The sequence below is a fragment of the Methyloversatilis discipulorum genome (assembly GCF_000527135.1).
Classification (GTDB): domain Bacteria; phylum Pseudomonadota; class Gammaproteobacteria; order Burkholderiales; family Rhodocyclaceae; genus Methyloversatilis; species Methyloversatilis discipulorum.
On sequence record NZ_AZUP01000001.1, the window covers coordinates 1,880,722 to 1,893,193 of the forward strand.

Sequence of the window (12,472 nt, forward strand, 5' to 3'; positions counted from 1 at the left end):
CGGAGGAAAAGCAGCGTACCAGCTTGGCCGGGCAGCGGGCATAGAAAACAGGAGAGCGACACCGCAGGGCGGCATTGTTGCAGGACTCTGATCGGTAATAGGGGGCGCAGTCGCCCGGATTCGAACCGCCGGCCGCTGCATTCAGGGTGGGCGCGAACGCCGCAACGGCGGGCGATTCTCAGCGGCCCCGGACGTACAGTTCTGTTACATTCCGGCCGTATATATACGACTGTCCAAAGCCGAGGAACCCTAATTGAGGCGTCTGACTGACCACCGAGCTTTCCGGCCGCGGCCGTTCGCGATCATTGCCGCAGGGGCATTTCTGTGTGCCTCGGCACATGCCCAGACCCCGGGAAACTGGCCGCTCGACCGGCAGGTCGATGAGGCCTTCCAGCAAGTCATGCGTGCGCCGGCCGACATGGAAGCCGGCTTGAACTATGCCCGCCTGCTCGTGCAGGACGGCAACTACGAGGGCGGCATCGCCGCCATGGAACGCCTGCTGCTCGATCCGGCCGCTCACCCGGCCGTGCGCGTAGAACTGGCCGTGCTGTATTACCGCCTGGCGTCCTACAGCATGTCGGAAGCCCTGCTGCGGCAGGCGCTCGATGACAGCCGCCTGACGGGTGAGCAAAGGACCGTTGCGGAGAACCTGCTGCGCGATGTCAGCAAGCGCAACCAGGTGTCGCAGTTCGACGGTCTTCTGGTGTTCGGCGTGCGCGCGCAGACCAACCCGGCGGCGCGCTCCGACCGCGACACGGTGCTCTCAGGCGGCCTGCCGCTGGCGGTCGCCTCGCCGTTCAAGCCGAAGTCGGACACCGATCTGCAGGCGACCCTGCGTCTGGACCACCGCTATGACCTCGGCACGCAGAACGAGGCGGCCGTCGTTAGTTCGCTGGTGGCCCAGGTGATCAAGTACAGCTCTTCGTCCGGCTCCCGGTTGTCGCCCAGTCAGGCGGATCCGTACAACCTCGCGCTGGTCGAGGTGACCAGCGGCATCCGCTTCAAGCCGTCCGCCACCGGCGCGCCGGGCCTCACCCTGCGCCCTCACCTCATCGTCGGCACGCTCAGCGCACAAGGCCACAAATATCTGGACAGCTACGGCGCCGGGCTCGATGTGGGCTATCTGATCAACGAGCGCACGGTGATCGACGCCGGTTACGAGTACCGCAATTTCGATTACGCCTCGCGCATCGACGTGCCGAACGCCGGCCTGCTCGGTGGCCCGGACAATCTGTTCCGCGTACGTCTGACCCGGGAACTGAGCCCGGGCACGGCACTGAGCGGCGAACTGCGCGCGCGCTTCCATCGCACCGACCGCGATTACTACGACTACGACGGCTACGAAGGGCGGCTGACCTATGCGTTCAGCTATGCAAACCCCTTCGTCGCCAACGGCGGCGCCTGGACGACCTCGATCTGGGGCGGCGTACATCAGCGCCACTACCAGGCCGCCGATCCGTCGGTCGATCCGACCCGGAAGCGCCGGGATACCGAGTGGCGCATCGGTATCGGCAACACCGTGGCACTGTCGGCCGCCTGGTCGCTGCTGATCCAGGTCGAGCACATGGACACCGACGCCAACCTGCCCAACTTCCGCAACAAGAATTCTTCCTTGTTCGGTGCAGCGGCCTATCGCTTCTGAAGCGCGCACAGCCCTGCACCTGACAATGAACCGCTACGATTGCACGAGGAACATGCAATGACCCCGCCGATTTCGAAAGACTGGTGGATCGCCGCCGCGCTGACCAGCGCCGCGCTGCCGACCGCCTTTGCGCAGACCGCATCAACGCCCCGTGCGGGCGTGGTGTCCGCCATCACGTCCAGCGCCCCCGCCACTACCAACGCGAAGACCGTGATGGTCGGCGATAATGTGGTTCCCGGCGAAACGCTGCGCACCGGACCGGACGGGCAACTGCACGTTCTTTTCCTCGACCAGTCGGCCGTCACGCTGGGCGCCGATTCCGAGCTGGTCATCGAAACCTTCAACTACGACCCGGCCAGCAGGCAGGGCCAGATCCGGCTGCGCCTGAACCAGGGCCTGCTGCGCGTGGTCGGCGGACACATCAGCAAGACCACCGCGACCGAAATCGCCACAGCGCACGGCAAGGTGGAGATCCGCGGCGGCATCACCGTGGTGAACTCAGAGGCGAACAGTACGAGCGGCACCTTCCTGTTCGGCCAGCAGATGCGGGCGACCGACAACAGCGGCAACAGCCAGACCATTACGCGTCCGGGATTTGGCAGCAGCATCGGTTCCCAGGGCGTTTCGACACCGTCACGTACATCACCGCAACAGCTCAACTTGCTGTTGAGCCAGCTGGAAACCCGGCCGAACAACGTCAACCAGGTCAATCCCAATCCGTCGCCGGCCCCCAGCGGCCAGTTGCTCAGCACCGGAAATACGCCGGGCGGGACCACCAACCCGGGCAATTCGCTGGCCAACGACAGGTTGCGGAACGTCGTCGACACCAGGGAAACCGCCAATCCGACACAGACCTTGCGCAACATCCTCGGGGTCGGCCAGACGCCCGTCGCTTCCTGATAGCCCTCCCCGGTAGTGGGCCTGGTGGGTGGACAGGTTCGTCTCACCGGACCATGCTCCCGCCGCCCTGACAATACGAGTGGGCCATGCGCGTCCTGTTTGCTTCGAACTATGCTCATCTGCCCGAGCTCACCGGCGGGCTGCAGACCTCCACGCACGACCTTTGCCTGGCGATCAAGGCGATGGGCGCCGATGCGGCCGTGCTGTGCGGTCGTCTGCGGGCCGACCCGACCGCTGAGGAACAGCCGGCGAGCGGCGATGAAAGCCTCGGTTACCTCGTACTGCGCACCGACGCGCCGGAACAGGCGCTGCCGATGGCTGCCGCCGCCTGGGCTGCCGATGTCATCGTCGTGCAGAACGGCACCGCGCTGGCACCGATGGTGCTGGCCAGTCTGACGACCGGACGCCCTACCGCGATCTACCTGCACAACGTCGAGACACACCAGCTCGCAGGCCATCTCGCGCCTCACCCGTCGCTGCTGTATCTCGCCAATTCGACCTTCACCGCACGGCGCTGGCGCGCGCTGTACGGCATCGACTGCGCGGTCATACCGCCGGTGGTGGCGCCCGAGTCCTATGTCAGCGGACAGACTGGCGACAAGGTGCTGTTCGTCAATCCGACGCCGATCAAGGGCGTCGAAATCCTGTTCTCGCTGGCCGCGGCCTGCCCGGAACTACCCTTCCTCGTCGTCGAAAGCTGGCACATCGACCCGCACTGGCGCGCCTACTGCCTCGAGCGCGCAGGGCGGCTGGGCAATATCGAATGGTGCAGCCCGACCCGCGAAATGCGCGAGGTGCTCGCCCGCACGCGGGTACTGCTGATGCCTTCGGTATGGGAAGAGTCCTTCGGCCGCACCGTGATCGAGGCCCAGATCAATGGCCTGCCGGTGCTGGCCAGCACGCGCGGCGCGCTGCCCGACCTCGTCGGCGACGGCGGTTTCGTGCTCGCGCCCGAAGCGTCGATCAACGACTGGGCGCAGGCGCTGCGGCATCTTTACGACCCGGTGCTCAGCGCGTCGTACAGAGACGCGGCGCTGCGTCAGGCAGCGGCCCACGTGGTGTCCACGCCGCTCGTCGTCGGGGAACTGCTGAGCCTGCTGGCCCTGCACGCAAGCCGGTCGACTATCGACGACGGCGACAGCGCAGGCACGGCCCTCGACAGCGCCACCTCTCCGGTGACGCCCGGACCACTCCCCACCGCCATGCGCGAAGTCGCGCCTCGTGCGCCGCGTCTCGAAGACTGCCGCTTCTATCATTCCTGTGATCTGGCCGACGGCACGGAAGTGACCGGCGAATGGGATCTGCGGCCCGATCCGTTCGGCTACCTGGGCGACGTCTGCGTCACCGGTCAATCGGTGCTGGAGATCGGTCCGGCGAGCGGATTCCTGTCCTTCTGCATGGAGGCGGCCGGTGCGACCGTCACCTGCGTAGAGCCCCCGATGTCGCATCTGTGGGACGTCGTGCCGCTCGAAGGTTTCGACACGCCGGCCTGGCGCGAGATGTTCGGTGAACAGATCGAGAAGGTGCGCAATTCCTTCTGGTACCTGCATCGGCAGCATGACTCGCGGGTCAGGGTGTTCGAAGGTGATCCCTATGAACTCCCACCCGGTTTCGGCCCTTTCGACATCGGCATACTGGCGTCGGTGCTGCTGCACTGCCGCCGCCCCTTCGATCTGCTGCAGAGCGTCGCCGAACGGGTCCGGCACACCATGGTGGTCACCGAACTGTACGACCCGGCGCTGGGCGATGCGCCCTCGTGCTGGCTGCTGCCGAACACCGCCACGCCCCAGGTGCACACCTGGTGGCTGTTTACGCCGCAGTTCTTCGTGTCGGCGCTTGGCGTGCTCGGCTTCACCGAATGCACGGTGAGTTTCCACAGCCAGAAGCAGCCAGCCGAGAACAGGGAGGTGGCGATGTTCACGGTGGTGGCCCGGCGGCCCGCGGCACGCGGCGACGGCTCCTTCGTCTGAGCAGCCCGGCGCGGTGAACGGCACGGAACTGACCCGGCAGGCGTGGCGGCATTTCGCCGACGGCGACAAGGTGGCGGCGCTGCAGTGCGCGCAGCAGGCGCATGCCGTCGATGGAGGACCGTCGGCCGCCGCCGCGCTGGGCTACTTCCTGCTCGACGCCGATCAGACGGATGCCGCCGCGCGCGTGCTGATGCCGGCACTCGCCCGCGCTCCGCACCATGCACCGCTGCACTGGTATGTCGGCCTGCTGCACCAGCGACGCGGTGACAACGCGCCAGCGATCGACGCGCTGCGCCGCGCCTGTCTGCTCGATGCCGGTCTGGACGAAGCCGCCTTCACGCTGGCCTGGCTGCTGCAGGACATCGATCAGGTGGCCGAGGCCGCGAGCTGGGCTGGGAAGGCGCTGCAGGCTTCCCGCCAGCCGCCGCGCTTGCTGCAGTCGGCATGGCTGCTGCAGCGTCAGGGCGCACACGGCGAGGCAATCGACCTGTACGAGGAAGCCATTGCGGCCTTTCCTCACGGCGCGCCGGAACAGCGCACGCTGCACCGCCATCTCGCGCAGTGCCACGCGGCGCTGCGGCGCCCCGATCTGGCCGGCCGGGCGCTCGCCCGCGGACTCGAACATCTGCCCTTTGACGCCGAATTGCTGAGCGAACAGGTCTGTCATGAGTGGGACCAGGGCCGACGCGACCACGCGATCACACTGGCGCGCCGACAGACGGAAAGCCATCCGGAACGGGCGGACGCCTGGTACCTGCTCGGCGTGCTGCAGCACCGTTCGGGAAATCTGGAGGCGGCGGAGCAGTGCTTTGCCGAAGTCCAGCAGCGCGACCCGACGAATGCGGACGCGCTGCTGCGTCGCGCGCAGATCCAGTCCGGCTGGGGTCGCGCGGAAGCGGCACTGTGGCTGCTGGAACTCGCATTGCAGCAAGCGTCGCGGTCCTTGCCGGTACAGGCGCTGAAGGTGCAGGTGCTGCTCGACCTGAAGCGGACCGCCGAGGCGCGCCGGCTGCTGTGGTCTCTGCTGCGCGCAGCGCCCGGCGAGAGCGAGCTGTGGCGCCTGCTGGCTGCGGTGCATTGCCAGCGCCGCCGCGGCGGCCTCGCGCGGCGCGCGCTCGTGCGCGCCCTGCGCCTCGACGCGGACAACGTGGCCGCGCTGCGCGTGCTGGGCTGGCTGGCGCTTGAGCAGGGCGAACCGCAGGTGGCGAAGGACGCCCTGCGACGCGCGCTCGCGCTCGCCCCGGACGATCAGGCCACGCGGGTGCAGGCGGCCTTCGTGTTCGCCGCCGGCGACGAGCTGGCACGGGCCGCCGAGCTCGCGCAGGCGGCGGTCGCGCACGACCCGCAGCAGGTCGATGCGTGGCGGGCCCTGGCCGAGGTGAGGCTGCGGCAGCGCCGGCTGAGCGAAGCCGAAACCGCCATCGAAACCGCCCTGCTGCTGCAGCCGGATCGCAGCGACAGCCTGCGGCAACTGGGCTGGATACTGCTCGCTGACCAGCGCCCGGGCCAGGCTCAGCTGGCTTTCCTGCGCCTGCGCGCATTGCAGCCGGACGACGTGCTGCCCCTGCTCGAACTGGCCGAAGCCTGCCTGCGTGCCGGCGATTTCCAGCGCGGTCTGGAGGCCGTCAACGCGGTGCTGGTCCCGCAACCAGACCATGCCAACGCCCTGTTGATGAAGGCCCGGCTGCTGACCGAAGGCAGCCTGCAGCCGGACGACGCGGTGCGCGCACTGGACCTGTGTCGTCGCCTGTCGAGCGAGCGCCGCAACGCGGCCGGCGCAGCCGCCGTGATGGCCCGCCTCATCGGTCTCGCCACACCGGGTGCGCGCGCGGCGCTCAGCCAGGCCTCGGTACCTGAACGGCGGGCCGCCTTGCGCGACGCGCTGACCGTGGCTGTTGCGCGCCATGGTCATGACTGCGTCGCCCGCCTGCTCGCTGCCGCCGTCGAGGACGGCCCGGCCGATCCGTGGATCGCCAGCGCGGCGTTGTATGGCGCGACGCTGTTCGACGCGTCAACGCCGGCCGATCTCGCGCGGGCCGCGCGCGACCTTTACCGGGCACTCAAGCTGCGCGCGGGCCTCGGACGTGCACCGCGCCTGCCCGCACTGCGCCGCCACGGCGCACGCCTGCGCATCGCCTACGTCGCGGGGCAGTTGCACCAGAGCCTGCTGCGCCGGGTGCTGGCGAATCACGACGCGGAGCAGTGCGAGGTGTTCCTGTTCAGCAACCGTCCGCTGCCGGACCTGCCGCCGCACATCCACCGCGAGCCGCTCGTGGCCGCCGGACTGGCCGCGTCGTGCGCGGCGAACCGCATCGACGTGGTGATCGATGCCGGCGGGCTGCATCCGTTCGAAGGCCAGTTCGAACTGCTGGAGGCCTACGCCCGCCGTGTCGCGCCACTGCAGGTGGGCTGGCTCGGTTGCCCGGTCACGGCCGGCGGGCTGTTCGATGTACTGCTGACCGATGCGCACGCCGTGCCGGTCGCACACGAGGGCTTGCACGAAGAGGCACTGTGGCGACTCGATGGCGGCCAGTGGTGCTGGGACCCGCCGCTTCATGCACCGGCGCCGCTGCCGCCGCCGCTGCTGCGCAATGGCGTGGTCACCTTCGGCGTCACCGCGCGTGGACTGCGCATGACCCGCGGCTGCCTCGATATGTGGGCCCGCGTGCTTGCCGCCACGCCACAGTCGCGCATCCGTTTCATCGGTGAAGTCGCGAGCGACTGGCCGCAGCGCGCCCACATCCTGGCCGTGCTGGATGCTCAGGGCATCAGCGGCGCGCGCGTGGAGTTCGACCCGCCGCGCAGCCCGGCCGGACTGTTCGAATGGCTGCAGCAGGTCGATGTGGTGCTCGACAGCTTTCCGGGCAACGGCGGATTGAGCCTGCTCGAACCGCTCTGGATGGGCGTACCGGTGATCAGCCGGGCGGGCGACCGGGCCGGCGCGCGCCAGGGGCTGTCCGTGCTGGCCTCGCTCGGACTGGAGAGCTGGGTGGCCGACAGCGAGGCCGCCTATGTGGACATCGCGACCGCGCTGGCCGCCGATGTCGACGCGCTCCGGCAGCATCGCAGCACGCTGCGCCCGCGCCTGTGCGGATCGCCGCTGCTCGATGGACGCCGGCTTGCACGCCAGATCGAGCAGATGTGCGAGCGCGCCGTCGGCTCGCTTCCAACGCATGGCCCCGACGACGACCCCAAGACACAGGTCCGCGCCCGCGCGCGCCGCGCGCTCCAGGTGTGGCTGGACAAGACCACAGTGCTCGAACTGCCGGAGATCCCGGCGAGCGTAACGCCTGATCTGTCGGTGATCGTGATCCTCTACGGGCAGGCCGGACTGACGCGTACGACTTTGCAGGCGTTGGCCGACCAGCGCGGTGCGCTGTTCGAAACCGTCATCGTGGACAACGCGTCGGACGACGAAACAGCCTTGCTGCTGCAACGCGTGCGCGGCGCGCGCATCGTGTGCAACGAGGAGAACGCCGGTTTCTTGCGCGCCGCCAATCAGGCGGCCGCGCTGGCGCGCGGGCGTCATCTGGTGTTCCTCAACAGCGACGCCATCCTGCAGCAGGGGGCGCTGACGGCGGCGCTCGCCCGGCTCGACGCCGAACCGGCGATCGGTGTGCTGGGCGGGCGCATCGTGCTGACCGCGGGCGGACTGCAGGAAGCGGGCAACGTGATTTTCCGCGACGGCTCGACGCTGGGCATCGGCCGCGACGAAGACCCCTTCTGTCCGGCAGCGATGGCGAGCCGGGCGACCGACTATGTGTCCGGCGTGTTCATGGCCGTGCGCGCGCCGCTGTGGCGGATGCTGGGCGGCTTCGACGAGCGCTTCGCGCCGGCCTACTACGAGGACACGGATTTCTGCCTGCGCGCCTGGCGCGCCGGCTTCCGCGTCGTGTACGAGCCGGCGGTGCTGGTCGAACATCTGGAATGGGGCAGCGCCACCGGCGACGAAGCGCCGCGGCAGATGCGCGACAACAGGCAGCGCTTCGTGGACTGCCATCGCGAATGGCTGAAGGACCAGCCAGCACCCGCGCCGCAGCCGCTGGCGGGTGACCGCTGGCGCTCGCCTGAGGATCGCCCGCGCCGCCCGCGGGTGCTCATCCTCGACAACGAGGTGCCGCACATGGTGAAGGGCGGCGGCCTGCCACGCGCGCGCCTGATGCTGCATGCGCTGCGCGACTGGCCGGTCACCTTCTTTCCGCTGTGGCAGCAGGAGGATGACTGGCGTGAGGTGTACGCCTCGCTGCCGCCGAGCACGGAAGTGGCGCTCGGCCCCGGCATGAGCGGGCTCGAAGCCTTTCTCGAACAGCGTCGCGGTGTATATGACGTCATGGTGGTGAGCCGACCGCCCAATCTGCAGGCGCTGTCGCCGCTGCTCCGGCGCCGGCCCGAACTGTTCGCCGGCATGCGCATGATCTATGACGCCGAAGCACTGTTCGCACTGCGCGAGATTCCGGAGGCGGCGGTCAGGGGGCGCCCGCTCACGCGGGCCGCTGCACAGGCCCGGCTGGCCGCCGAACTCGCGCTGGCGCGCGGGGCCGATCAGGTGTGGGTGGTATCGGAACGCGATGCCCGGCTGTTCCGTGCCGCCGGCCACCAGGTGCGGATACTGAGCCACGCGATCTCGGCCCGCCGGACGGCGCCGGGGCCGCAGCATCGCAGCGGGCTGCTGTTCGTCGGCGCGCTGCATCCGGATACACCGAACGAGGACGGCCTCGTCTGGTTCATCACCGAGGTCCTGCCCAGGCTGCGCGCGCTGCTGCCGCAGCCACCGGTGCTGTCCGTCGTCGGCATCAACCGTTCGCGTCGCGTGAGCGACCTCGCCAGCGAGCAGGTGCAGCTGCTCGGCCCTGTGGACAGTCTGGAGCCGCTGTATGACCGCGCACGTGTGTTCGTCGCACCGGTGCGGTTCGCCGGCGGCGTGCCGGCCAAGGTGATCGAAGCGGCCGCCAATGGTGTACCGGTCGTAGCCTCGGCGGTGCTGGTGCGGCAGCTGGAATGGACAGCGGGCATGGACATCCAGTCCGCACGTGACGCTGACGCCTTTGCTCGCGGCATCGCACGCCTGCTGCGCAGCGACGCGCTGTGGGCCCGACAGCAGCGCGCCGCGTGGGATCAGTGCGACGCCCGCTACAGCCCTGAACGCTTCGGCCAGATGCTGCGCGACGCGCTGTCGGAGGCGTCGCGATGAACACCCTTCATCCGCTGGAAGAGCCCACGCTGCGGCGCTTCCGTCACCTGATGGCCCGCGGACGGACCGACGCCGCACGCGACTGCCTGCTGGAGGCGCTGGCCCGCGAGCCCAACCTTCCCGGCGTGCACGTCGCGCTGGCGCGGCTGCGCTGGCCCGGCCCCGACTACCGTTTCTGGCTGGCCTGGTTCCACGCGCACCTGACACCGCGGCTGTATCTGGAAATCGGGGTCGAGAAAGGCGATACGCTGGCACTGGCCCTGCCCCCGACGCGAGCGGTGGGCGTAGACCCTGCGCCGCTTGGCGACCCCTTGCTGCGCTGTCACGGCAACGCGCGCCTGTATTGGCAGACCAGCGCCGACTTCTTCGCCGCGTTGCCGGCGGACAGCGGGCTGACGCCCGACGGTTTCGACCTCGCCTTCATCGACGGTGACCACCGCTTCGAAACGGTACTGGATGACTTCATCGCGATCGAGCGCCACGCCGCGCCCGGTGCAGTCGTGCTGCTGCACGACACGCTGCCACTGACCGCCGCCACCGCCGAGCGCGAACGCAGGACTGGGTTCTATACCGGCGACGGCTGGAAGATCGTGCCCTGTCTGCGCAGCCTGCGGCCGGATCTGCAGATCATCACCATCCCGACCGCGCCAACCGGACTGACGGTGATCACTGGGCTCGACCCGCAGAACACCGTGCTGTCTGACCGAAAGCCCTTGATCCGTCAGACCTATGCGGCGCTGCCGCCCGAGCACGCAGTGGAGGCGCCGCACGCCATGTTCTCGCTCGGCATCAACGATACGGATTGGGTGGCGCAGTGGCTGCGCTCCGCGCGCGGGCGATGACGCACGCGAGATCCCAGTGCACGCGCCCTGACCGGAAAAGATCGTCCTCGGCGCGCAGCAGCGCGTGCAGCCAGGGCTCGGCTTCTGCGTTCATGAAGTTCTGCGCGATACCGGCCAGCACCACGCGCATCAGCGTGCCGCCATAGGGTCGATGTTCGACCACGTCGAAATGACGGTCGAGCAGCGGCAGCACTTCCGACGAGCGCACCGCCTCGGTCGGGTCCACCGCAACCACCTCATCGACCGACGGCCGCCACAGATTGCCTTTGAGCTGTCCATCGCGCGTCGTGCGCAGGTGATGCGGCAGCATGTCGACCAGCTGGTTCATGAAACGCAGTTGTGAGTCTGCGCACTGGAAGCGGTCGGGCCCCACGTACTCGTTGAGAAACAGCCAGCCCGCCGGTGCCAGCAGCTGTGCCACGCTCGCATACAGACCTTCGAGGTTTGCGCAGTGGTGCACGCTGGAAATGCCCAGCACGGCGTCGAAGCTGCCGGGTTCGAAACCGCTCTGCCCCACCGGCAGGTTGTTCATGTCCGCCTGCACGTAGTGGATGCGCGCGCCGGCGGCCTTGGCCTGGTCGCGCGCGAGATCGAGTGCTTTCGCGGACAGGTCGATGGCCACGATCTCGTCCGCCCAGCCCGATCGGGCGACCAGGCGTTCGTCCCTGCCCTGGCCGCAGCCGAGGAAGAGCACGCGCCGAAGCGGCAAGGGTTGATGGGCGCCGACGACGCCGAAGAACCACTCCAGGGGTTCGATCGATGCATCGCCGGTAACCTGCCGATGCAGGCGCGCCTTGACCGCAGGAAGATGGGTCCAGTGCAGGCCATGCGCGACCCAGTCGGCAGGGTCACCCCAGGCCGTATCCAGTCTGCCGGCAAGGTCGAGGTCGATATCAGGGACGCATGGGCTGTTCGACATGGCGTGTTGTGCAGGGCGGGGTGTTCGTGGGATGCCGCGGCGAACCGGCATGCAATAATGCCGCAGCGAAGCAGGCTGACGATTGCAGGTCAGCGGCGAGTTTGACACGGCCGCGCGGCGCAGTCGGTCCATTCGAGTCGGAAATTACGCGATGAAGCAGCCCCCCGAGGTCGTCCCCGAGCTGTTTCCAGCCGGGCACTTCTATTCGCCCTACCCGGATCCGCAGGACATCCGGCGCAATGAAGAGCGGCTGTTCGGCACCGTCCCGCGCGAACTGCCCGGCATCGATATGCGAGAGGCTGCGCAACGGGCCCTGCTGGAGCGCTTCGCGCTGCTTTACTCCACCCTCCCGTTCGCCGACCAGCCCAGTCCCGGACTGCGCTACCACTACCTGAATCCGGCCTACGGCCACTCCGACGCGATCATGCTGCATTGCATGTTGCGCACGCTGGCGCCACGACGGCTGGTCGAGGTCGGCTCCGGCTACTCCTCGTGCGTGACGCTCGATACCAACCAGTACTTTCTGGGACGCACACTGCATACCACCTTCATCGACCCCTTCCCGCAGCAGTTGCAGGCCCTGATCAGCGCCGACGACGCGGCCCGGTCCACCCTCATCGCCAGCCCGCTGCAGGAAGTCGATATCGACGTATTCAGGCAGCTGGAAGAGAACGACGTGCTGTTCATCGACTCGACGCACGTCGGCAAGGTGGGCAGCGACGTCAACCGCCTGCTGTTCGAAATCTTTCCGGCGCTGGCGCCGGGTGTCGTGATCCATCTGCACGACATCTTCTATCCGTTCGAATATCCGAAGGAGTGGATCTACCAGGGCATCGCCTGGAACGAGGCCTATCTCGTCCGCGCCTTCCTGCAGGACAACAGCCGCTTCCAGGTGCTGCTGATGAACACCTTCATGTCGCACTTCCATCGCGACTTCTTCGAAACACGGATGCCGCTGTGCCTGCGCAACACCGGTGGCAGCCTGTGGCTGCGCAAGGTGGGCTGACC

General features: G+C 68.3%; 7 protein-coding genes. 6 read left to right on the forward strand and 1 reads right to left on the reverse strand.

What is annotated here, in order from left to right:
- The first annotated feature begins 400 nt into the window (after positions 1–400).
- The 5 genes from METFAM1_RS0108635 to METFAM1_RS0108655 all read left to right on the forward strand — a co-directional run bounded on the left by METFAM1_RS0108635 (position 401) and on the right by METFAM1_RS0108655 (position 10,545).
- Positions 401–1,642 carry a tetratricopeptide repeat protein gene (locus tag METFAM1_RS0108635; protein ID WP_019919211.1) on the forward strand — a complete coding sequence of 414 codons (1,242 nt, stop codon included), beginning with the start codon at positions 401–403 and terminating at the stop codon, positions 1,640–1,642.
- Positions 1,643–1,699: 57 nt separating this feature from the next.
- Positions 1,700–2,542: a FecR family protein gene (locus METFAM1_RS0108640; RefSeq protein WP_019919212.1), complete on the forward strand. Its 843-nt coding sequence runs from the start codon at positions 1,700–1,702 to the stop codon at positions 2,540–2,542.
- 86 nt (positions 2,543–2,628) lie between these two features.
- Entirely contained in the window at positions 2,629–4,512 is a 1,884-nt protein-coding gene (locus METFAM1_RS0108645; RefSeq protein WP_019919213.1) for a glycosyltransferase, read from the forward strand.
- Positions 4,513–4,525: 13 nt separating this feature from the next.
- Positions 4,526–9,703 (forward strand): tetratricopeptide repeat protein, encoded by a 5,178-nt coding sequence (locus METFAM1_RS0108650; RefSeq protein WP_019919214.1) that lies wholly within the window; start codon positions 4,526–4,528, stop codon positions 9,701–9,703.
- Complete coding sequence (locus tag METFAM1_RS0108655) at positions 9,700–10,545, forward strand: class I SAM-dependent methyltransferase (RefSeq protein WP_019919215.1); 846 nt, start codon at positions 9,700–9,702, stop codon at positions 10,543–10,545. Before METFAM1_RS0108650 ends, METFAM1_RS0108655 begins: the two co-directional genes overlap by 4 nt.
- Here METFAM1_RS0108655 and METFAM1_RS0108660 read toward each other — a convergent pair.
- Positions 10,493–11,464, reverse strand: coding sequence for a class I SAM-dependent methyltransferase (locus METFAM1_RS0108660; protein ID WP_019919216.1), 972 nt, complete (start codon positions 11,462–11,464; stop codon positions 10,493–10,495). The genes METFAM1_RS0108655 and METFAM1_RS0108660 overlap by 53 nt on opposite strands.
- A gap of 151 nt (positions 11,465–11,615) precedes the next feature.
- On the opposite strand from METFAM1_RS0108660, the gene METFAM1_RS0108665 reads away from it, so the two are divergent.
- Positions 11,616–12,470 carry a class I SAM-dependent methyltransferase gene (locus METFAM1_RS0108665; RefSeq protein WP_019919217.1) on the forward strand — a complete coding sequence of 285 codons (855 nt, stop codon included), beginning with the start codon at positions 11,616–11,618 and terminating at the stop codon, positions 12,468–12,470.
- Positions 12,471–12,472 lie beyond the last annotated feature (2 nt).